Raw genomic sequence first — 19,552 nt, forward strand, 5'->3', positions numbered from 1 at the left:
AATCTCAGCCCACCGCTTCCACGTTCGCGGCACCGGGCATCACCACGGGCAGCACCATCTCCTCGGCGGCAATCGGGGCGCGGATCAGCATCGGGCCCGGCTGCGCGAAGGCATCGCGCAGCAGGCGCAGCGGTTCGCGCGAGCAAGCCAGATCCACGGCCGGCACGCCGAAGGCTTCCGCGATGTGTGCCAGCGAGGGCGGATGACGGTACAGCGAGCCCACGTAGCGCGCGTCGTAAGACAGGGTCTGCTGCTGACGCACCATGCCCAGGGCCTGATTGTCCATCAGCACGATCTTCACGTTCGCCTGCGTCTCGGCCAGCGTCGCCAGCTCCTGCACATTCATCATCAGGCTGCCGTCACCGGTGAAGCAGATCGCGCCGGCCCTGGGCTGCAGGAGCGCCGCGCCGATGGCCGCCGGCAGGCCGAAGCCCATGGTGCCCAGCCCGCCGGAGGTGAGCCAGCGGCCCTCGCGCTGGAAGGGATAGGTCTGCGCCACCCACATCTGATGCTGGCCGACATCGGTGCTGATGGCGGCAGCCGGATCGGCCAGCGCCGCCACCGCGCGGATCAGGCCATAAGGCCGGCGCGGATTGTCGGCGCCCGGCGTGCTCAGGCCATGATCGCGGCGCAGCTCGGCCAGGCGCGCGCGCCAGGGGCTGCGCGTCTGCGGCGGCACGGCGGCGCACAGCGCTTCGAGCGCGTGATAGGCATCGGCCTCGATGGCCAGCTGCGGCTGACGCAGCTTGCCCAGCTCGCGACGGTCGGCATCGATATGAATCACCCGGGCCTTGGCGGCGAAGCGATCCAGGCGCCCGGTGGCGCGATCATCGAAGCGGCAGCCGATGGCGATCAGCAGATCGCATTCATCCAGCGCCAGATTGGTGAAGCGCGCGCCGTGCATGCCCAGCATGCCCAGATTCAGGGGATGTGCCTGCGCCAGCGTGCCCAGGGCCATCAGGGTGCTGGTCACCGCCAGATCGGCGCGTTCGGCCAGCTGCTGCACCAGGGCCTGCGCGCGTGCCTGCACCACGCCGCCGCCGATGTAGAGCACGGGCTTCTGTGCCTGTGCAATCAGCTGCGCGGCCTGGGCGATGGCCTCGGCATCAGGTGCGGCCGCGCGCTGCGCGCCCACATAATCGGGCAGGGTCTTCACATGCAGGCGCTGGCTCTGCACATCCTTGGGCAGCTCCAGCACCACGGGGCCGGGTCGGCCGCTTTCGGCGATGCGCAGGGCCTCGGGCAGCAGCTCGATCAGATCCTCGGCATGGCGCACGGAAAAATGCGCCTTGCTGATGCTGTCCACCAGATGCCCGGTTCGCACTTCCTGGAAGGCATCGGTGCCGATCAGGCTGCGCGGCACCTGTCCGGCCAGACACAGCAGCGGCACTGAATCAGCCTTGGCATCGGCCAGCGCAGTGAGTGTGTTGGTGATGCCGGGTCCGGAGGTGGCGATGCACACGCCGGCACGGCCGCTGACACGCGCCACGCCCTGCGCGATGAAGCCCGCGCCCTGCTCGTGACGCGCGAGCACATGCGTAAGCGTGCTGTCGGCCAGCGCGCGATACAGCGGCAGCACGGTGCCGCCGGGGATGCCGGCCACAGGGCCCGGCTTGTGCTTTTCCAGAAAGCGGATGATCAGTTCAGCGCCGTTGATGTCCATGGGTTTCTCGGTGAAACCCTGCGGTGCTCGCGGCGGAAAAAGGCAGACCCGTAAAAGAGAAAACCCCCGCCGGTTTGCGCCGGCAGGGGTTTGGTGTGAATGCAGCAGGCCCCTACGGCGCGTCGCGTACGACGAGCACGACTACGATCTGGGCAAGCTGCTGGAACAGAGTCATTGCGGGGTCTGGGTCAATGAGGCGCGGAAGTCTAAGCGCAGCCGCGCGCCACTGGCAAGCTTCAAGCCGCCTTGCGCTGGATGAATTCGATCTTGTAGCCATCCGGGTCTTCCACGAAGGCGATCACGGTGGTGCCGTGCTTCATGGGGCCGGCCTCGCGCGTGACCTTGCCGCCGCGCGCCTTCACGCGTGCGCAAGCCTCGTAGGCATCGTCCACTTCCACGGCGATGTGGCCGTAGGCGCTGCCGAGTTCATAGCGCTCCACGCCCCAGTTGTAAGTCAGCTCGATCTCCGCGCCGGGACCCTGCACGCCGTTGTCGCGCTGCGCAAAACCCAGGAAAGCGAGCGTGAACTTGCCTTCCGGATAGTCCTTGCGCGAGATGAGTTTCAGGTCGAGCACTTCGGTGTAGAAGCGGATCGCGCGATCGAGATCGCCGACGCGGAGCATGGTGTGCAGGATGCGCATGGCTGTGTGCGGGTCTGGCTGGCGGGAGCGACACGGTGCCAGCCGCGTCGCGTGCCGGCAAGCCTGGAATGTCTTCAGAAGCTCAGCGTGCCGCGCGCGGGCTTTTGGGTTTCGGTCTGCAGGCGGATGGCGTCGATGCCCAGCTGTGCTTCCAGGCGGTCGAGTTCGCGCATGCGCGCGCACAGCGGCCGGGCTTTCTTCTCCAGCTCGGCGGCGCGTGCGTCCAGGCGGTGTTCGATCAGCTCGCGCGAAATCTCGCTGCGCGCTTCCAGCTTGGCCGGATTGATCAGGGCGGTGAACACCAGCTTGGCGATGCTGCCGCTGAGTTCGGCGGCCATGTCCTCCGCCAGCGATTCGATCTGCGCTTCGAGCGCGGCATCGAAGTCGCCGTCATCGCGATGCAGCTCGCGGCCGTTGAAGCGGGTATGCACGCTCTCGGCCAGGGCCGCGCTGCGCTGCTGCAGCGCGCGGCTGCTGCGGCTGTCATCGCTGAGCGTGGCGATGCTGAGATTGGCCGCTTCCAGGCCCAGCATCGCGCCCTGCACGGCAAGCTCGCTGATCGCCGGCACCAGCTCTTGCAGGCCTTCGCGGTACTGCGCGGCGGCGCGATGCTGGCCGGCACTCAGCGGCAGCTCGCGACCATCGCGCAGCAGTCGGTCGGCTTCAAAGCGGTAGACATGATTCTCGCGGCCCAGCTCCACGGCCTCGCCGTCCAGACGCAGGTCATAGGTGAACTCGCAGGAACAGCCGGGCTGGCTGTGGGCGTGGACCGCGCCCGGGCTGAGCAGGAGCAGGGCGGCAAACAGAATCGGCTTGTGCATGGCGTTTCCCCTTGGTGAATGCCAGGGGAGGGAGCAAGCCCTTTGCCAGCCTTGCTGCTTTTTTAAATCAATGACTTGGCCGTACGGTAGCTGGCCGGCTTGCGCAATCAGACCAAGAACTGGCGAGATTTGCCGCCCATGCTGGCGGCAATGCTCAGCTCAGGCTCAGGGTGCCGACTTCCGGCAGCTGCCACAGCAGCTCCGGTCCGCACAGCCGGGACGGGGTGTAGCTGCCGCCGGCCACGCCGTTTTTCTGCAGGAAGTCCACCACGGCCAGCGCTCCGGTCACGGTCAGGGCATAGCCATTGGGCGTGCGCACGCGCGCGGTGCGCTGCTCGCCGCGCGCATTGCGCACCTCGCCCCAGACATGCGTGACCAGCTTGGCGCGCTGCCGGGCATCGGGGCCTTTCACCGTCTTGCCGATGCGGCGCTTGAGCAGGTTCTGCACGGGTTTGAGACCCAGCAGCCAGCGGAAATGATTGGCGCGTTTGGCGTTCTTGATCATCGCCGGCGAACCCGGAATGAACACGCGGATGTTGGCGATGCCGGTGCTGTGATAAGCGGTGGCGACATCACCCCAGGGGATGGTCATCGCCAGCTTCTCGCCGTCGCCGAAATCGATGCGGCGCACCTCATAGGCCAGCGGCACCTGCCGGATCACGCCGTTCTCGCGCACCTTGCCGCCTTGCGCAAAACCTTCCACCGAAGTCTTGGCGGTGCCCGGCGAAAAGCCGCTGCGCGAATCAAAGCCCAGAACCAGATGCGTGGCATCGGGCAGGGCTTTTTTCAGCGCCGCCGCCACACAGTCGGTGGGAATCACGTCGAAGCCCACGCCGGGGCAGAGCACCACGCCGGCCTTCTGCGCGCGTGCGTGCTGTGCCTGTGCATGCTCGAAGACGCTGATCTCGCCGGTGATGTCCAGGTAATGCGCGCCGACCGCCAGGCAGGCCTCGATCATCGGCGCGCTGGTGGCGGAGAAGGGGCCGGCGCAATGCAGCACCAGACCCACCCCGGCCAGGCCGGCGCGCAGGGCGGCGGCATCGTCCAGACCGAACACGCGGTAATCGAGCTTGAGCTCGGCGGCCAGCGCCGCCAGCGACGCGCGATTGCGTCCGGCCAGCAGCGGCTTTTCGCCGCGCTGGACCGCCTCGCGCGCAATCAGCTCGCCGGTGTAGCCATTGGCGCCATAAATCATCCAGGCCTTGTTCATGTCTGCTTCGTCCGATGCGGCGTGGGAAGGGAGCGGGCGGGTCAGCCCAGGCGGGCGACCAGCTTCAGCGGCAGATTGCGCATCAGAAAGCCGATCGCCGTCCAGGGCCAGCGCGGCACGCAGGCTTCGGCGGGTTCGGCTTCGATGGCGCGCACCAGGGCGCGGCAGCCGGTTGCGGTATCGACCATGAACGGCGTCTTTTTCGCGCCGGCGCTGAGTTCGGAGCGGATGTAGCCGGGGTAGAGGGTGCTGACCTTGATCGCCGTCCCCAGCAGCTCCGCGCGCAGGCCCTCGCAGAGCGCGGCAAAGCCGGCCTTGGTGGCGCTGTACGTGTTCATATTGCGCGGCAGGCCGCGCATGGCACTCATCGAGGAGATGGCCACCAGATGTCCGGCCTTCTGCGCGCGGAAAATCTCCATCGCCGCCTCGCACTGCGCCAGGGCCGCGACGAAATTGGTCTCCGCGGTCTTGCGGTTGGCGTGGAAGTAGCCCGTGCCCAGCGGCTGGCCCTTGCCGACACCGGCGTTGACGATGATGCGGTCGATGCCGCCGAAGTCCTGCGCAAAGGCGCGGAACACCGCGAACACTTGCTCATAGTCGAGCACATCCAGCGCGCGCACCGAGATGCGGATGCCGGGATGCGCCGCGAGCAGCTCGGCCTTAAGCGCTTCGAGCCGGTCCGTGCGTCGCGCGCAGAGCGCGAGGTCGCGGCCCATCGCCGCGTACAGGCGGGCCATGCCTTCGCCCAGGCCGGCGCTGGCGCCGGTGATGAGAATGGTCTTGCGCAAGGTCATCGGTAAGTCAGCAGCGCCGGCGCGGCCTCGAAGTGGGAGTGTTCGTTGACGGTGGACAGATACAGATCGCGTTCACTGTAGATCAGCTTGGTGAGCGCGGCATTGGCCAGCACGGCGTTGAGCCGCAGCGTTGCGGCATCGCCCAGCATCAGCTGCTGGCGGACCACGGCGCTGATCGGTCCGCCCGAGCTGAACACCAGCGCGGTCTGCGAACGCGACAGCGACTCGCGCAGGCTGAGCAGGGCTTGCTCGACGCGGGCGCGGAAGGCGGGCCAGGATTCGGCATAGTCGCCATCATGCGTGCCGGACATCCAGCGCTGCAGGGCCTGCTGGAACAAGGCCTGGAAGGCGCGGCGCGGATTTTCCGCCTGCGCCAGGTCCGCCTGCAGCGCGGCGGGATCGCGGTAACGGGGCTGCAGTGCGGCGACGATGGCTTCGTGATCGAACTCGTCCCAGCGCCGGTCCTCCTGCACGCTCGGCGGCAGCGCCATGGCCGCCAGACAGTGTGCGGCGGTCTGGTGATGGCGCTGCATGCCGCCGGCCAGCACGCGATCCGGGCGCAGGCCGCGTTGCCGCAGCGCTTCGCCCAGCACGCGCGCCTGCTGCTCGCCCAGCGCGGAGAGACAGTCGTAGCGGTGGCTGCCGAAGGACGCCTGGCCATGACGGATCAGATAGATCGTGCCCATCACAGCGGCCCGCGGCGGATGGTGCGCGCAGCGCGCAGCACCAGATAGTTCGACAGCAGCCAGAAGCGCGCGAAAGCCGGATTGCGCGTCTGCCGATGGTGATAGCGGTAGTAGATCTGCTGGATGATCGCGGCCAGGCGGAACAGGCCGAAGACTTCGTAGAACACCCAGTTCTCCGGCTGCAGGCCGGTGCGTTCGAGGTAGTAGGCGACGATCTCGCGCCGGCGCAGCATGCCGGGCAGATGCGAGGGCTGGCGGCGCATGGAGAGAATGAAGCGGTCGTCGTCGGCCTGCAGCCAGTAGGCGATCACGCAGCCGAGTTCCATGAGCGGATCGCCCAGCGTGGCCATCTCCCAGTCCAGCACGCCGATCACGCGCGACGCTTGCTGCGCATCGAACACCAGATTGTCCAGCCGCCAGTCGTTGTGGATCACGCAGCTGGCGACATCCTCGGGCATGTTCTGGCGCAGCCAGTGCATCACGCGGCGCCCGGACAGCACGTTCCAGGTGGCGGCGCGCTGCCAGCGTTCGCACCAGCCTTCGACCTGGCGGCGCACATAGCCCGCGCCCTTGCCCAGATGCTGCAAGCCCGCCGCCTGCACATCGACCTGATGCAGTTCGATCAGCTTGTCGACCATGCTCAGGCACAGCTGGCGCGTCTGCTCCGGGCTCAGCACCACGCCCGGCGGCAGATTCTTGCGCGGAATCATGCCGGCGATGCGGTCCATCACATAAAACTCGCTGCCGATCACGGCCGGCTCGCTGCACAGCGCCACCATGTTGGCCACGCAGGGGAACACCGGACGCAGCGCCTGCTGCACGGTGAACTCGCGTTTCATGTCATGCGCGGATCTGGCCTTGGTGCCGGCCGGCGGCCGGCGCAGTATCAGATCGCGGTTTTCATACTGCAGGCGGTAGGTCCAGTTGGAAGCGCCGCCGGCGTACTGCGTGACGCGCGGCTGGCCTTGCAGCGCGATGCCTTGCGCACGCAGCCAGGCCGTCACGGCGGCGGCATCGAGTTCTTCACCGGCGCGGACCGTGCCGGCGCTGTCGAACGGCAGCTGTGCGCTCATGAATGCGGCCCGCCCTGGGCGGCCTGACGACGCTGGTTCATGCCGCGTGTCGCGCGCCGCATCAGGCGCGCAAACCAGGCATAGGGCAGCCAGCGCTTGAGACGCCAGATCCGCGCTTCATGGGCATGCGTGAGAATGTGAAAGTCACCGCGCTCGAGGCCGCGCAACACCTTGGCGGCGATTTCATCGGCGCTGAAACGCGCCTTGTTGATCAGCTTGTTCATCACCCGCCCGGAATCCGCATCGGCGGCGCGGGCGCCCTCGGTGAGATTGGTGCGGAAGAAGGCCGGGCAGACCACGCTGACGCGGATGCCGTCCGGCGCCAGTTCGATATTCAGGGTTTCGGAGAGCGCCACCACGGCGGCCTTGGTGGCGTTGTAGGCCGACATCACCGGCGGATGAATCAGGCCCGCCATCGAGGCGATGTTGACGATGTGACCGCTGCGCTGTGCGCGCAGCATCGGCGCGAAAGCCTTGCAGCCGCGCACCACGCCCAGCAGATTGATATCCACGATCCACTGCCAGTCCGACATCGGCAGGGCGTCGATCGCACCACTGGCCGCGACCCCGGCGTTGTTGATCAGCACATCGACGCCGCCCCAGTGCGTCTGCAGCCACTGCGCGGCCGCCTGCAGATCGGCCTCCTCCCGGACATCGCAGCGCAGGTAATGCGCTGGCGCGCCCAGCGCGCGCAGCGCCGAGAGCGTCTCGGCACCGCGACTGTCATGGAGATCACCGATGCAGACCTGCGCGCCCCGGCGTGCGTAGGCTTCGGCCAGGGCACGGCCCAGGCCGGAGGCGCCGCCCGTGATGAAGACGCGCGGCGCACTCACGCCGGCTCCTTGTGCCGGGGTGGCGCGTACTTGCCCAGCTCCACGCGCGCGATCATCGCGCGGTGCACCGCGTCCGGACCGTCGGCCAGGCGCATCACGCGGGCATTGGCGTACATCGCGGCCAGCGGCGTGTCCTCGGAGACGCCGGCGCCGCCGAACATCTGGATCGCCTCATCCACCACGCGTTGCAGGGCCAGCGGCGCGGCGAGCTTGATCGCGGAGATTTCGGTGAGCGCCTTGAGCGCGCCCACCTGATCGATCTTCCAGGCCGCGTACAGCGTGAGCAGACGCGCCTGATCGATGGCCAGGCGCAGATCGGCGATGCGTTCGCGATTGCCGTCCAGCTGCAGCAGCGGCTTGCCGAAGGCCTCGCGCGACAGGCCGCGCCGGATCATCAGTTCCAGTGCGCGTTCGGCGGCGCCGATGCAGCGCATGCAGTGGTGGATGCGGCCCGGCCCCAGGCGACCCTGCGCGATCTCGAAGCCGCGGCCCAGGCCCTTGATCAGATTCGTGCCCGGCACGCGGACATTGCTGAAGGAAACCTCGCCGTGACCATAAGGCTCGTCGTAGTCATTGAACACGGTGAGCATGCGTTCGATCTTCACGCCCGGGGTGTCCAGCGGCACCAGCACCATGCTGTGCTGGCTGTGGCGCGGGGCCCCGGGATCGGACAGGCCCATGAAAATCACGAAGGCGCAGCGCGGATGGCCGATGCCGGTGGACCACCACTTGCGGCCGTTGATCACGATCTCATCGCCGTCGGCGATGGCGGTGGCGCGCATATTGGTGGCATCGCTGGACGCCACTTCCGGCTCGGTCATGCAGAAGGCCGAGCGGATCTCGCCGGCCAGCAGCGGCGTGAGCCAGCGCGCCTTCTGCTCCGGGCTGCCGTACTTCCACAGCACTTCCATATTGCCGGTGTCCGGCGCGTTGCAGTTGAAGATCTCCGGCGCCAGCGGGCTGCGGCCCATCTCCTCGGCCAGCGGCGCGTATTCCACATGACTGAGGCCCGTCGCCAGCTGCGCGTCCGGCAGAAACAGGTTCCACAGACCCTGCTCGCGCGCCTTGGCTTTCAGGGCCTCGGTTTCCGGCGCCGGCGTCCAGCGCGTCCAGTCCGCGCCATGGCCCTCACGACGACGGCGCTCGGCCAGCAGTGGTTCCAGCGGTTCGATTTCTTCACGCACGAAGCGGCGCAGGCGTTCGCGCAGTTCCTGGGCACGCGGGCTGAGCTGAAAGTCCATGGACGGCTCTCCTGAAGGGCATGTCGATTCGCGCCTACCTTACGGCGCGCTCTATCATTCCATCCACTAATATTTCTGAATCTTGTTTCATTCAAGCCATGAATGTCTCGACATCCGTCGAACGCATCGACCTGAACCTGTTCCGCGTCTTCGACGCCATCTACCGCGCCGGCAGCCTGACCCGCGCCGCCGGGCAGCTGCATCTCACCCAGCCGGCCATCAGCAATGCCCTGGCGCGGCTGCGCGAGCGCTTCGGCGATCCGCTGTTCGTGCGCAGCGGCCGGCGCATCAGTCCCACGCCCAGGGCGCGGGAGATCGCGCCGGAAGTGGAGGCGGCGCTGTCCAGCCTGCGCCGCGCGCTGGCCGGCGGCAGCGGCTTCGACGCCGCAGTCTCGCAGCGGCGCTTCGTGATCGGCATGCGCGATGTGCTGGAGTTCGTGCTCTTGCCCGGTCTGGGCGGCGGCCTGCTGCAGGAGGCACCGGGCCTGCGCCTGCAGAGCGCGCGCATCGAGCGGCGCAGTCTGGAACAGGATCTGGCGGCCGGGGTCCTGGATCTGGCCATCGATGTGCCCAACCCGGTCAGCGCCGCCGTGCAGCACACGCCGCTGTTCGAGGAGACGCTGTGCGTGGCGATGCGCGCCGATCATGCCCTGGCCGGACGCCGGCTCAGTCTCAAGTCCTGGCTGGCGGTGCCGCAGGTGGTGGTTTCCTCGCGGCGCAATGGCCCGGTGCTGGAGGAACTGGAACTGCAGCGCCTGGGGCTCAAGCGCGAGGTGCGCGTGCGCTGCCAGCATTACTACGCGGCCTGCCATCTGGTGGCCGCCTCGGAGCTGATGCTGGTGCTGCCGCGCTACTACGGTGAATGGTTTGCGCGTTATCTGCCGCTGCGCCTGGCGACGCTGCCGGTGCCGCTACCCGGCATGAGCGTGCTGATGTACTGGCACCAGCACGCCGAACACGATGCCGGACATCGCTGGCTGCGCGAGCGCATCCGCGCGCTGTTTGCGCGCGGCGCGCTGCGGCCGGCCTGAGCGCCGGATCAAGGCAGGATCATTGCAGCGTGACGCTGGCGGTGGCGCCGCTGCTGACGCTGACGTTCTGGGTGTAGTCGCTGAGAAAGTCGAGCGCGTCGTCGGTGTCGGGCTGGTCATCGCCCGCGTTGCAGGTCAGCGCCAGGGTGTAGCTGCCGGCCGGCAGGTAGCGCAACTCGAAGGTGTAGTCCTCGTTGCTGGAGTCATAGCTGAGCGCGGAGGAGGCGATGGGCTGGTAGCTGTGCTGGTCGGTGCCGTCGTTGTAGTAATCCACCGGGGTGACGCCGGAACCCTTGTAGGCATAGACCGCGACGCCGCTGCCGGCGGCGCTGCCGCAGGTCGAGCCGGTGATGATGGCCTGGGGAATCGTGCCGCTGATATTGCCCGACTCATCCTTCTTCGCGACCCGCACCACGGGCTTCAAGGTGTAGCTGCTGTCGCTGGTGTGGATCAGCGAGAACGGCAGCTCCAGGGTCAGCACCAGATGGGCGGTGTCATTGCCGGAGGTGGAACTCTTCGACAGGCTGAAGCTGAGGTCGGCGTAGTCGGCCTGATCGCCCAGCACCAGCGGGATCTTGGTGCCGTCGTCCAGGGTCAGGTAGGAAGCGCTGATCTTGAACACCGGACGCACGCCGGTGAAGTCGCCGGAGACATTGTCTTCGTCCAGCAGGGCCAGACGGTCGCTGTGATCCTGGTCGTCGCTGCTGTAGGGCAGCAGGTCCAGGGAGCTGTCGTAGCCGGTGTCGTAGCTGTGCACCGTGCCGCCGCTGTCCTTGAGGTTGACGGTGGGCACCGCCAGGCTCAGCGCGCTGGCACCGTCCAGGCTCGATACCGCCAGATCCACCTGCAGCTTCGACTGGCAGGCGCCGAGCAGCAGCGCGGGCAGCAGGAGCAGCGGGAGGTGGTGACGCGCCGGCTTGTGCGTCGCGGATGGGGCGGGGGTGGGGGCGGTCATGACTTCATATTCCGTAAGGCGCCAACACGTTAAGGGTCTGAGCTTGTCAGAGTGTTGCCGGCGGGCGAAAGTTTGTATGGATTTGTATCAGACTCCGGCTGTCTGCATTCGGAATCGTTCACAGTGTCGCAAATTCACCGCTCCCGCGCGCGCCTGATGAAAGCCAAAGTTCTGCTGGTGGACGATGATGAGCGTCTGCGCCAGATGACCGCCGAATATCTGCTGCAGCATGGCATCGAATCCGAAGGTGCCGGTACCGCCGCCGGCGCTCTGCGTCTGCTCGGTCGTCAGCATTTCGATCTGGTGGTGCTGGATCTGATGTTGCCCGATGGCGACGGCATCGATCTGTGCCGGCGGCTGCGCGGCGGCAGCATGCCGCTGCCGATCATCATCGTCTCGGCCAAGGGCGACGATGTGGATCGCATCATCGGCCTGGAAGTCGGTGCCGATGATTATCTGGCCAAGCCCTGCAATCTGCGTGAGCTGGTGGCGCGCATCTTCACCGTGCTGCGGCGCTTCGGCCAGACGCCCGGTGCCGCAGGTTCCGGTGCCGTGCAGCGCCATCGCATCGGCGAGTTCGAGCTGGATCTGTGGTCGCGCAGTCTGTTGCGCGGCGGCGAGCTGGTGCGCATCACCACCCGCGAATTCCAGCTGCTGGAGGCGCTGGTGCTGCATGCGCGCCGGGTGCTCAGCCGCGATGAGCTGATGACCCTGATCAGCGGCCGGCCCAGCGAAGCGCTGTCGCGTTCCATCGACATCCAGATCTCGCGGCTGCGGCAGCTGCTGGAGGCCGACCCGGCCAGCCCGCGCTACATCCAGACCGTCTGGGGCCGCGGCTACATGTTCGTGCCGGATGCGCCCGAGACATGAGCCTGCGCAATCTGCTGGGTCTGCTGGTGCTGCTGTCCGCGCTGCTGGCGCCGGCAATCACCTTCGTGATTCTGGAAATCTTCCCGCCGCCGCCGCCACTGGTGCTCGGTCCCTGCGTCGGCAAGGAGCAGCCGCAGGACGCACGCGGCCTGTGCCTGCATCAGGACAGGCCGCGTCCGCCGCCGGAATCGCCACCGCTGTTGATGGGCCTGGGGCTGAAGCCGCCGCCGGATGCCGGGCATCCGCCGCCGCCGGCGCAGATGGCGCCGGGACAAAGGCTGCCACCGGAAGCCTTTGCGGGCATGCGCCAGCATTTTTTCCTGGTCAATCTGCTCAGCCTGGCAGTGATCGCGGTGCTGGCCATGCTGGTCAGCACGCTCACCGTGCGCCGGCCGGTGCGCCGTCTGCTGGAGGCGATTCGCGACATCCGCCATGGCAGCGTGCCGCAGCTGCGCGAGCAGGCGATGCCGCGCGAGCTGCGCGAGATCGGCCAGGCCCTGCAGCAGCTCGGGCTACAGCTGCGCCGCAACAACGAGGAGCGCGACCTGATGCTGGCCAGCATGTCGCATGACCTGCGTTCGCCGCTGGCGCGGATCCAGGCCGCGGTTCAGCTGCGCGGGCGTCCCGAGGCCGACTGGCTGCCGGTGCTGCGCGATGTCGGCGAAATCGATCACATCATCGAGCAATGCATCGCCTGGGTGCGCGACGGCCGCGACGAGCCCACGGTGCGGATCTCGCTGGATGAGCTGGTGCGTCAGCTGCTGCGCGGCGATCAGGATCAGGTGGTGGAACTCGATCTGCAGGCGCCGCGCGAGCAGGCGCTGCGGCGCCTGTCCCTGGCACGGGCGATCCGCAATCTGCTGGACAACGCCCTGACGCATGGCGCCGCGCCGGTGCGGCTCAGCACCCGCGAGCGCGAGGGGGAGCTGATTCTGCGCGTTTCGGATCATGGTCCCGGCATTTGCGAAAAAGATTGGGAACATTTTCTGAAACCGTTCGTCCAAGGAGCTAGAGAACGTAAACCGGGGGGCGCGGGCTTGGGCTTGGCCATAGTCAACAGACTTGCGGAACAACAAGGCGGCAGACTCTGTCTGCTGCCGGCCGCGCCCGGTCGCGACTTTGCAATTGAGTTGCACCTGCCGTCCAGATTATGATCCGGACGTTTTTCCATCCCTGTTCGCCATTTAAGGTGCCGCTGCGCGGCGATATTCCTATATCTAAAGCCGCCGGGTTCTTGTTCCCACGCTGAAGGAGTCTCCATGCGTTTAAGTTCTGCCATCCGGGCGCTGCCCGCTTCTTTGTCCCGGCACCTGCCCCGGCGGCTGTTGACCCTGGCCGCGGTCGGCGCGCTGGTGGCCTGCGGCGGCGGCGGTGGCAACAAGGTGACCCTGCTCGACGCCTTCCAGGTGCTCGGTCAGGTCAACTACACCAATGATGTGGCCAATGCCACGTCCAGCAATCAGGCCGGCTCGCCCACCGCCTCGACGCTCAGCGGTCCCTTCGGCGGCGTTTCGGTGAGCAGCAGCGGCAGCACGCTGTTCGTCGCCGACACCGCCAACTACCGCGTGCTGGGCTACAGCCCGATTCCGAACAGCAATGGCGGCGCCTCGACCTTCGTGCTCGGCCAGGCCAACCTGACCAGCCGTGTTTCCACCAATCCGCCGACGCAGGGCACGCTCTCGCAGCCCAGTTCGGTGTCGATCAGCTCGGATGGCAGCAAGCTCGTGGTGGCCGATACCGGCAACAACCGCGTGCTGATCTGGAATTCGGTGCCCACCGCCACCGGCACGCCGCCGGACGTCGTGGTCGGTCAGGCCGATTTCACCACCTCGGATTACAGCGGCACGCCCACCGCCAGCAATCTGCGCGCGCCCAAGGCTGCCATCATCGTCGGCAGCAAGCTGCTGGTCGCCGATACCGGCAACAACCGCGTGCTGGTCTGGAACACGGTGCCGACCAGCAATGGCGCGGCGGCGGACTATGTGCTGGGTCAGACCAGCCTCAGCTCGCAGTTCTCGCCGGTGACCACCAACTACACCTCGGCGGGTCTGTACACGCCCAGCGCGCTGTGGAGCGATGGTACGCAGCTGCTGGTGGCCGACACCGGCAACAACCGCGTGCTGTACTGGTCGGTGTTCCCCACCGCCACCGCCACGCCGGCGGACTTCGTGGTGGGTCAGACCGACTTCAACCGCAACAGCTCGGGCACCGCCGCGACGCTGCTCAAGTCGCCCAGCGGCGTGACCTCTGACGGCTCCTCGTTCTACGTCGCCGACACCGGCAACAACCGCGTGCTGAAGTTCGGCTCCATGCCGATCGCCAGCGGCCAGGCTGCCACCTTCGTTTACGGCCAGGGCGAGACCAAGTTCACCGCCGCGACCGCCAACGACAGCGACCAGAACGGCACCTCGGACGACAATCCTTCGCAGGACACGCTGAGCGGCCCCACGGGCGTGTACATCTCCGCGGATACCGCTGGCAAGACCCTGTACGTCACCGACCGTCAGAATCACCGCGTCCTGCTGTTTACTCCATGATTCGATTCCGTCCGAGCCACGGCGCCGTTTTTGTCGGCGCCGTGGGTCTCTTGCTGCTGACGGCCTGCCAGAAAGGCGGGCCGGTCGGCGAAGGGCAGGGACCCAAGTCCGTGCGCGTGCAGTACGGTGGCGATGCTTCCGTGAACTCGCTGCGCACTGTCGAATGCGCGACCTTCGGCCTGAACGCGATCGCCACCTTCGACGGGGATCGCGGCAAGACCGACAGCGCTGTCACCTCGCGGGTGACCTGGAGCAGCAGCAACCCGGGCGTGATCGACGTGAGCAATGGCGACATTCCGGTGGCGCCCGGCTCCAGCAGCTATTACCCGGCCGGGACGGTCATCGCCCGCACCGTGGGCAGCGCGGTGATCCGTGCCGATTACGCCGGTCTGTCGAATGGTTTCAGCGTCAGCGCGCTGCCGATCAGCAGCGCGCGCATCGCGCCGGCGCTGACGCGCATGGCGCCGGATTCGAACACCACCTTCAAGCTCTATGTGCAGGCGCAGACCGACCAGCTGGAGCAGGATCTGACCAGCAGTGCGGTGTGGTCGCTGCCGGGCTCCTCGCCGGCGGCGCAGGTCAGCTCGGGGTCCACGGTAAAGGCTGCCACGGAGCCGCTGGATTCCGCGTTCACGCTCGAGGCCAAGCTCTATACCTGCGACCGCGATGTGACGCAGACCATGAGCCTGGGCGAGGTGGACCATCTGCAGCTGAGCTATGAGCAGCCCACCAGCACCTCGGATGTGCCGCTGCTGATCGGTGATCTGATCCGTGTCGATGCGGTGTTCAAGGACAGCAGCGCGCCGCTGCAGAATCTCTCCGGCCAGGTCGAGACCGATGCGCAGGCTCTGGGTTACAACCCGGGCATCGCGACCATCTCCACCACCTCCACGACGACGGTGACGGTGGGCGGCGTGACCCGCCTGGAGCCCAACCAGTATCTGCTGGTCACGGGCAATTCCAGTGCGCTGGACAGTCCGATCGCCTTCCAGGTCCGGTACGACAAGACGGTTCTCGATCTGAAGGCGGCGACTCGCGTGTTCACCTTCCAGAACATCGATCTGGTGGACATGCGCGTGGATGCCAGCACCGCGACCCTGCAGTTCCCGGCCCTGGGCAAGCTCAATGCCTACGCCACCTTCAAGGGCGAGGGCTTTGAACGGCCGATCAGCCGCTACGTCAACTGGACCGTGGCCGACGCCACCTTGCTGGCAGTGTCCAACGGACTGGACGGCGGTCTGCTGACGCCGGCCAATCTTGCGGGTGACACCACGGTGTACACCAAGGTCAACAGCACGGCGGCGGCGATCCCCGAACAGACGACCCGGGTCACGGTCAAGTCCCAGCAATAGGTTTTAAGCTTTAACGGCTCGCTCCGGGCGGCAGATGATGTTAAGTTCCGGAACGGAGGGGTTACGGGAGTGTTCGACGGCGTAGTCAGAACCGTGTACAGTGGAAAACGCAGTTGCTTCAAGCGAAAGTATTCGCCGCGGTACACGGGATCCGTTTCTTCAGGACGGCGCATCTTGACCTCAGGGCTACGCTCCTTGATCGCTTCTTGCACTTCTAGTTGGGTGTAAGCCCGTTTTTTCATTCATTGACGTAAGAAGGAATGTTGCATGTCTAATCTGTCGACCGGCACGGTCAAGTGGTTCAACGACGCCAAGGGTTTTGGCTTCATCACTCCGGAAGGCGGCGGCGAAGATCTCTTCGCTCACTTCCGCGAGATCCAGGGCACTGGATTCAAGACCCTCAAGGAAGGCCAGAAGGTTCAGTACGAAGTGCGCCGCGGCCCCAAGGGCCTGCAGGCTGCAGCGATCCGCCCGCTCTAAAGCCGGCGCGATCCCCTTCGGCAGCTTTTGCCGGTAAGAGCCGCGGCCCGCAAAGGCCGCGGTTTTTCTTTGCCCGAGGGTTTTGGTCATGATCCAAAGTCCCGTTTCGGCGCCGCCCCTGCCGGGTCTGCGGCCCACGCTCTGGCTGCTATGGCTCAGCGCGGCCTTGATCCTGGCCTACTGGTTGTCCTACTTCGGCGCGGGCTCGGTGCAGGCCAGTCAGGCGGCTTGCTATCACCTCTTTGAGCGCAACTTTCCGCTGCCCGATGGTTTCGTGGCGCTATGCGCCGTGCTGGCGGCGCTGCAGCTGCGTCGTCGCCGTGCCGCCGGGCTGCTCTGGGCGCTGCTGTGCGCCGGCGGCCTTTGCTTTCTCGGGCTGATCGATATCAGCTACAACCTCTGGAACGACATGTACCGGCTGCGCACCGCGCAGATGGCGGGCGAGGCGCTGATCAATCTGGCTTGCCTGGGCATGGCCTTGTGGTTGAGCCAGCGCTGCTGGCGCTGGCGCCGCTTGCTGCTGCAGTAGGGCTCTTGTCAGCTGCGCTTCTTGCGCTTGGGCCTGAGCATGGTGCCCGTGCAGCGCTTGGCGCCGCAGCGGCATGCCCAGATCTTGCGCAGCCGCGGCGTGTGCGGCTCATCCAGGGTGATGCAGTAGTCGTAGGTGATTTCTTCGCCCGCGCGGATCTTGCGCGTGGTTTCGATGAACACCCGGTCGCGGCGCGGATCGCCGCTGGCATGCGGCTCCATCACGGTCTCGCAGTTCGGCGCGCAGCTGGTGTTGATCCAGCGCGCGATGTTGCCATTCACGTTGCCGTCGATGACGTAGTCTTCATTGAGCGTGAACAGAAAGGTGTGGCCGGAATCGACATCGCCGCCATAGCACTGGTCGATTTCCTCGTGCGTGCGCAACTGGCCGCGGTACTGGACCAGGCGAAAGCCGGAAGGGAGGTCACGGGCGGCAAACACGCCGTTGCCATGAATGGCGGAGCGGCGCAGAACAATATTGCGTGGCATGTCGGATAAGAGAGGGGCGGCTTGGGGGCGAAGATACGGGGCGCTATTGTCCCGCAAATTCCATGCGCGTGACGACTGGTCGTCTCCCGATTAAGCCCAGGGCAAGGCTGGCATGGCCAAGCTTTCGAACTTGCACCACTTAGAAAAAGGAGTTGAACCCATGAAGTTTCGCTCGTGCCTGAAGGGTATCGCGGCGGCGGCCGTGGCGGTTCCCGCGCTGGCTTCGGCCTATGACTACAGCTACGTGGAAGGCGGTTATCTCAACCGCGACCAGCCAGGCGATGAGAGCGGCGTGCGCGTGGCCGGCAGCTTCGATATCGCCAAGCCGGTGGCCTTGTTCGCCGAATACGACTCCGTGGACTACTTCGATCAGTTCAGCATCGGCGGCCTTTATCACCAGCCCTTCCAGCGCGGCATGGATCTGGTGCTGGGGGTATCGCTCGAACATGTGGAGTACGACCACAACAGCGATACCGGCATCGGCCTGCGCGCGGGCGTGCGCTGGACCCTGCCGCAGACCAAGCTGGAACTCAATCCGGAACTGCGTTACGTGAGCGCCGGTGACGAGGACGGCTTGTCGCTGCGCGTGGGCGCGCTGTTCCCGATCACGCCCAAGCTCAAGCTGCAGGGCGGCGTGCAGTTTGGCGATGACGATCGCTTCGATCTGGGCCTGCGCTACGAGTTCAACGCCTCGCGCTACGGCTGGTAATCCGTTTCAGAACACGCCTGCCGCGAGCCCGGCCGCCATGGCGGCGCCGAGTTCGCGGCAGCGCGTGAGTGCCGCCTCGGTCACCTCACCTTTGACGATCAGCGGCTCGGCGACCGGCTTGAAGCCGTAGCCGATGGCGATGCGCTCGATGGCGCGCGCCGCACCGCTGCCATCGTTGCCGGCACTGATGAAAATCGCATACGGCAGGCCCTTGACGCGATCCTGTGCGGGATAGAAGGTGCGGTCGAAGAAGTCCTTGACGATGCCGGCCATGTAGCCGAAGTTTTCCGGCGTGCCGATCAGCAGGCCCTGCGCCCAGAGCAGATCATCCAGTCCGGCGCTGGCCGCCGGCAGGCAGCGCAGTTCCACCTCGTCCTGAGCTTCCGCCACGGCGCCGGCACAGACCGCCTCGCAGAGTTGCCGGGTCTTGCCGGACTGACCGCCGAAAATCACGAGCAGATGCTTCATGCGGCAAGCTTAGCAGCGTGTTGAAAAACGAAGTTTTCAGCACGCTGCGCTTGGCACATGGAGGTGCCAACGGCAATCGAGCGCACCAGCGCTTGATTGCCGGGAGCGCAGGAAAACCACGCTTTTGCGTAGCGACCTGAAAAACGCCAGGGATGGCGTTTTTCAGCAAGCTGCCAGATCAGCGGCGCCGCCGCGCAAAAAAAGGGCGGCTCGCGGCCGCCCGGAATCCGGTGATCGGACGCTTACGGCGCTGCCGCCTTGCCGCCGCCGACACTGATCTCGTTCTGTACGGCCTGATAGAGCTTGTCGCCGATGCCATCGACCTTCTTCAAGTCTTCCTTGTTCTTGAACGGCCCGCTTTTCTCGCGATAGCTGATGATGGCCTTGGCTTTCGCCGGGCCGATGCCGGGCAACTTCTCCAGGGTTTTCTGATCGGCGCTGTTGATGTCCACCGCGGCCCAGGCGGGCAGCGTAAGACTCAGGACCAGGGCCGTCAGCAGAGCGCGCAATGCATGTTTCATGAGCTTGTCTCCTCCTGCGGTGACGCACGGCAAGGCTGCCGTGTGTGCCGATCTTGCTCAGGGCCGGACGCTGCCGATTGCGATGACGTTCACAGCGGGTCGCAGGCGCCTTGAACTGCGTCACGCTCAGGGGGACGGATGCGCCTTGCCCTTCACCTCCGTCAGCGCCGCGCTCAAGGTCTTGCGGCATTCGACCGGCAGGTAGCTGAAGTACTGGCTGTCCACATCGCTGCCGCAGACGTAGAACACCTCGTTGCTGTCGTTCTTGTCGGCTGCGAAGTACAGGCTCTTGCCGTTGAGCTTGCCCGACAGGTTCTTGAGCTTCACTGCGATGACCTTCTGCTCACCGTCCCAGCTCAGGGTGTCGACGTACTGGGCGTTGCCGGGCGCCACGATGCCGGCATCACCCGCCGTCAGCGGCAGATTGCCCTGGGTGGCGACGTACTCCGAGACGGCGGTCTTGGCCTGATCCAGCTGGCCGACGGCCTCCACCAGCTTGGCGCGGGCGATGGGCGCCTGGAACGCCGGCAGCGCCATGGCGGCCAGGATGGCGACGATCGCAATCACGATCATCAGTTCGATCAAGGTGAATCCGTGTTGCTTGCGCATGGCATTTCCCCCGTGTTTGTGGACTGCTGGCCCACGCTAGA

At 66.3% G+C, this 19,552-nt stretch carries 22 protein-coding genes; 8 read left to right on the forward strand and 14 right to left on the reverse strand.

What is annotated here, in order from left to right; translation table 11 throughout:
• Nucleotides 1-4: 4 nt before the first annotated feature.
• From ilvB to BMY12_RS17485, 9 genes are all read right to left on the reverse strand, one after another.
• Nucleotides 5-1,663, reverse strand: a complete 1,659-nt coding sequence (ilvB, locus tag BMY12_RS17445; RefSeq protein ID WP_093289047.1) for a biosynthetic-type acetolactate synthase large subunit — start codon at nucleotides 1,661-1,663, stop codon at nucleotides 5-7.
• 236 nt (nucleotides 1,664-1,899) lie between these two features.
• Entirely contained in the window at nucleotides 1,900-2,304 is a 405-nt protein-coding gene (gene gloA / locus BMY12_RS17450; RefSeq protein ID WP_093289048.1) for a lactoylglutathione lyase, read from the reverse strand.
• Between the two features lie 74 nt (nucleotides 2,305-2,378).
• Nucleotides 2,379-3,125, reverse strand: coding sequence for a DUF2884 family protein (locus BMY12_RS17455; protein ID WP_093289050.1), 747 nt, complete (start codon nucleotides 3,123-3,125; stop codon nucleotides 2,379-2,381).
• Nucleotides 3,126-3,279: 154 nt separating this feature from the next.
• A complete protein-coding gene (locus BMY12_RS17460; RefSeq protein WP_093289051.1) occupies nucleotides 3,280-4,335 on the reverse strand; it encodes a saccharopine dehydrogenase family protein in 1,056 nt (351 codons plus the stop codon).
• A 41-nt stretch (nucleotides 4,336-4,376) separates the two neighbouring features.
• Nucleotides 4,377-5,129: an SDR family oxidoreductase gene (locus BMY12_RS17465; protein WP_093289053.1), complete on the reverse strand. Its 753-nt coding sequence runs from the start codon at nucleotides 5,127-5,129 to the stop codon at nucleotides 4,377-4,379.
• Nucleotides 5,126-5,815, reverse strand: coding sequence for a histidine phosphatase family protein (locus tag BMY12_RS17470; protein ID WP_093289054.1), 690 nt, complete (start codon nucleotides 5,813-5,815; stop codon nucleotides 5,126-5,128). Before BMY12_RS17470 ends, BMY12_RS17465 begins: the two co-directional genes overlap by 4 nt.
• The gene (locus BMY12_RS17475; RefSeq protein WP_093289056.1) at nucleotides 5,815-6,888 is read right to left on the reverse strand and encodes a phosphotransferase family protein; all 1,074 of its coding nucleotides are present in this window, start codon (nucleotides 6,886-6,888) and stop codon (nucleotides 5,815-5,817) included. The genes BMY12_RS17470 and BMY12_RS17475 overlap by 1 nt, the downstream gene beginning before the upstream one ends.
• Nucleotides 6,885-7,721, reverse strand: a complete 837-nt coding sequence (locus BMY12_RS17480) for an SDR family oxidoreductase (protein ID WP_093289057.1) — start codon at nucleotides 7,719-7,721, stop codon at nucleotides 6,885-6,887. Before BMY12_RS17480 ends, BMY12_RS17475 begins: the two co-directional genes overlap by 4 nt.
• Nucleotides 7,718-8,962 (reverse strand): acyl-CoA dehydrogenase family protein, encoded by a 1,245-nt coding sequence (locus BMY12_RS17485; RefSeq protein ID WP_093289059.1) that lies wholly within the window; start codon nucleotides 8,960-8,962, stop codon nucleotides 7,718-7,720. Before BMY12_RS17485 ends, BMY12_RS17480 begins: the two co-directional genes overlap by 4 nt.
• A 98-nt stretch (nucleotides 8,963-9,060) precedes the next feature.
• On the opposite strand from BMY12_RS17485, the gene BMY12_RS17490 reads away from it, so the two are divergent.
• The gene (locus BMY12_RS17490) at nucleotides 9,061-9,993 is read left to right on the forward strand and encodes a LysR family transcriptional regulator (protein WP_093289060.1); all 933 of its coding nucleotides are present in this window, start codon (nucleotides 9,061-9,063) and stop codon (nucleotides 9,991-9,993) included.
• Between the two features lie 19 nt (nucleotides 9,994-10,012).
• Here the strand turns inward: BMY12_RS17490 and BMY12_RS17495 are convergent, their stop codons facing one another.
• Complete coding sequence (locus BMY12_RS17495) at nucleotides 10,013-10,948, reverse strand: hypothetical protein (RefSeq protein ID WP_093289061.1); 936 nt, start codon at nucleotides 10,946-10,948, stop codon at nucleotides 10,013-10,015.
• 156 nt (nucleotides 10,949-11,104) lie between these two features.
• Here BMY12_RS17495 and BMY12_RS17500 point away from each other — a divergent pair, with 156 nt between their 5' ends.
• The 6 genes from BMY12_RS17500 to BMY12_RS17525 all read left to right on the forward strand — a co-directional run bounded on the left by BMY12_RS17500 (nucleotide 11,105) and on the right by BMY12_RS17525 (nucleotide 16,716).
• Entirely contained in the window at nucleotides 11,105-11,818 is a 714-nt protein-coding gene (locus tag BMY12_RS17500; protein WP_143068998.1) for a response regulator, read from the forward strand.
• On the forward strand, nucleotides 11,815-12,972 hold the full coding sequence (locus BMY12_RS17505; RefSeq protein WP_093289063.1) for an ATP-binding protein: 1,158 nt from the start codon (nucleotides 11,815-11,817) through the stop codon (nucleotides 12,970-12,972). The genes BMY12_RS17500 and BMY12_RS17505 overlap by 4 nt, the downstream gene beginning before the upstream one ends.
• 105 nt (nucleotides 12,973-13,077) lie before the next feature.
• Nucleotides 13,078-14,355: an NHL repeat-containing protein gene (locus BMY12_RS17510; protein WP_143068999.1), complete on the forward strand. Its 1,278-nt coding sequence runs from the start codon at nucleotides 13,078-13,080 to the stop codon at nucleotides 14,353-14,355.
• Nucleotides 14,352-15,707 (forward strand): hypothetical protein, encoded by a 1,356-nt coding sequence (locus BMY12_RS17515; RefSeq protein ID WP_093289066.1) that lies wholly within the window; start codon nucleotides 14,352-14,354, stop codon nucleotides 15,705-15,707. The genes BMY12_RS17510 and BMY12_RS17515 overlap by 4 nt, the downstream gene beginning before the upstream one ends.
• A gap of 276 nt (nucleotides 15,708-15,983) precedes the next feature.
• Nucleotides 15,984-16,187: a cold-shock protein gene (locus BMY12_RS17520; RefSeq protein WP_093289110.1), complete on the forward strand. Its 204-nt coding sequence runs from the start codon at nucleotides 15,984-15,986 to the stop codon at nucleotides 16,185-16,187.
• Nucleotides 16,188-16,275: 88 nt separating this feature from the next.
• Nucleotides 16,276-16,716: a hypothetical protein gene (locus BMY12_RS17525; RefSeq protein WP_093289067.1), complete on the forward strand. Its 441-nt coding sequence runs from the start codon at nucleotides 16,276-16,278 to the stop codon at nucleotides 16,714-16,716.
• Between the two features lie 8 nt (nucleotides 16,717-16,724).
• On the opposite strand, the gene BMY12_RS17530 is transcribed toward BMY12_RS17525, so the two are convergent.
• Nucleotides 16,725-17,204, reverse strand: coding sequence for an SET domain-containing protein (locus BMY12_RS17530; RefSeq protein ID WP_093289069.1), 480 nt, complete (start codon nucleotides 17,202-17,204; stop codon nucleotides 16,725-16,727).
• Nucleotides 17,205-17,364: 160 nt separating this feature from the next.
• Here BMY12_RS17530 and BMY12_RS17535 point away from each other — a divergent pair, with 160 nt between their 5' ends.
• Nucleotides 17,365-17,913 (forward strand): hypothetical protein, encoded by a 549-nt coding sequence (locus tag BMY12_RS17535; protein WP_093289070.1) that lies wholly within the window; start codon nucleotides 17,365-17,367, stop codon nucleotides 17,911-17,913.
• 6 nt (nucleotides 17,914-17,919) lie between these two features.
• Here the strand turns inward: BMY12_RS17535 and BMY12_RS17540 are convergent, their stop codons facing one another.
• The 3 genes from BMY12_RS17540 to BMY12_RS20720 form a co-directional block, all read right to left on the reverse strand.
• The gene (locus tag BMY12_RS17540; RefSeq protein ID WP_093289072.1) at nucleotides 17,920-18,381 is read right to left on the reverse strand and encodes a flavodoxin family protein; all 462 of its coding nucleotides are present in this window, start codon (nucleotides 18,379-18,381) and stop codon (nucleotides 17,920-17,922) included.
• Between the two features lie 242 nt (nucleotides 18,382-18,623).
• Nucleotides 18,624-18,902, reverse strand: a complete 279-nt coding sequence (locus BMY12_RS17545; RefSeq protein ID WP_093289073.1) for a ComEA family DNA-binding protein — start codon at nucleotides 18,900-18,902, stop codon at nucleotides 18,624-18,626.
• A 126-nt stretch (nucleotides 18,903-19,028) separates the two neighbouring features.
• A complete protein-coding gene (locus BMY12_RS20720) occupies nucleotides 19,029-19,511 on the reverse strand; it encodes a pilin (RefSeq protein WP_093289075.1) in 483 nt (160 codons plus the stop codon).
• Between the last annotated feature and the right edge of the window lie 41 nt (nucleotides 19,512-19,552).

The sequence above is a fragment of the Solimonas aquatica genome (assembly GCF_900111015.1).
GTDB classification, from domain to species: Bacteria; Pseudomonadota; Gammaproteobacteria; order Nevskiales; family Nevskiaceae; genus Solimonas; species Solimonas aquatica.

Excerpts from the sequence above, each read along its gene's own strand:
- BMY12_RS17545 (WP_093289073.1), bottom strand. The coding sequence starts at position 18,902 with ATGAAACATGCATTGCGCGCTCTGCTGACGGCCCTGGTCCTGAGTCTT.
- BMY12_RS17500 (WP_143068998.1), top strand. The coding sequence starts at position 11,105 with ATGAAAGCCAAAGTTCTGCTGGTGGACGATGATGAGCGTCTGCGCCAG.
- BMY12_RS17510 (WP_143068999.1), top strand. The coding sequence starts at position 13,078 with ATGCGTTTAAGTTCTGCCATCCGGGCGCTGCCCGCTTCTTTGTCCCGG.
- gloA (WP_093289048.1), bottom strand. The coding sequence starts at position 2,304 with ATGCGCATCCTGCACACCATGCTCCGCGTCGGCGATCTCGATCGCGCG.
- BMY12_RS17525 (WP_093289067.1), top strand. The coding sequence starts at position 16,276 with ATGATCCAAAGTCCCGTTTCGGCGCCGCCCCTGCCGGGTCTGCGGCCC.
- BMY12_RS17460 (WP_093289051.1), bottom strand. The coding sequence starts at position 4,335 with ATGAACAAGGCCTGGATGATTTATGGCGCCAATGGCTACACCGGCGAG.
- BMY12_RS17470 (WP_093289054.1), bottom strand. The coding sequence starts at position 5,815 with ATGGGCACGATCTATCTGATCCGTCATGGCCAGGCGTCCTTCGGCAGC.
- BMY12_RS17505 (WP_093289063.1), top strand. The coding sequence starts at position 11,815 with ATGAGCCTGCGCAATCTGCTGGGTCTGCTGGTGCTGCTGTCCGCGCTG.
- BMY12_RS17495 (WP_093289061.1), bottom strand. The coding sequence starts at position 10,948 with ATGACCGCCCCCACCCCCGCCCCATCCGCGACGCACAAGCCGGCGCGT.
- BMY12_RS17490 (WP_093289060.1), top strand. The coding sequence starts at position 9,061 with ATGAATGTCTCGACATCCGTCGAACGCATCGACCTGAACCTGTTCCGC.
- BMY12_RS17465 (WP_093289053.1), bottom strand. The coding sequence starts at position 5,129 with ATGACCTTGCGCAAGACCATTCTCATCACCGGCGCCAGCGCCGGCCTG.
- BMY12_RS17475 (WP_093289056.1), bottom strand. The coding sequence starts at position 6,888 with ATGAGCGCACAGCTGCCGTTCGACAGCGCCGGCACGGTCCGCGCCGGT.
- BMY12_RS17535 (WP_093289070.1), top strand. The coding sequence starts at position 17,365 with ATGAAGTTTCGCTCGTGCCTGAAGGGTATCGCGGCGGCGGCCGTGGCG.
- BMY12_RS17455 (WP_093289050.1), bottom strand. The coding sequence starts at position 3,125 with ATGCACAAGCCGATTCTGTTTGCCGCCCTGCTCCTGCTCAGCCCGGGC.
- BMY12_RS17515 (WP_093289066.1), top strand. The coding sequence starts at position 14,352 with ATGATTCGATTCCGTCCGAGCCACGGCGCCGTTTTTGTCGGCGCCGTG.
- BMY12_RS20720 (WP_093289075.1), bottom strand. The coding sequence starts at position 19,511 with ATGCGCAAGCAACACGGATTCACCTTGATCGAACTGATGATCGTGATT.
- ilvB (WP_093289047.1), bottom strand. The coding sequence starts at position 1,663 with ATGGACATCAACGGCGCTGAACTGATCATCCGCTTTCTGGAAAAGCAC.
- BMY12_RS17530 (WP_093289069.1), bottom strand. The coding sequence starts at position 17,204 with ATGCCACGCAATATTGTTCTGCGCCGCTCCGCCATTCATGGCAACGGC.
- BMY12_RS17540 (WP_093289072.1), bottom strand. The coding sequence starts at position 18,381 with ATGAAGCATCTGCTCGTGATTTTCGGCGGTCAGTCCGGCAAGACCCGG.
- BMY12_RS17485 (WP_093289059.1), bottom strand. The coding sequence starts at position 8,962 with ATGGACTTTCAGCTCAGCCCGCGTGCCCAGGAACTGCGCGAACGCCTG.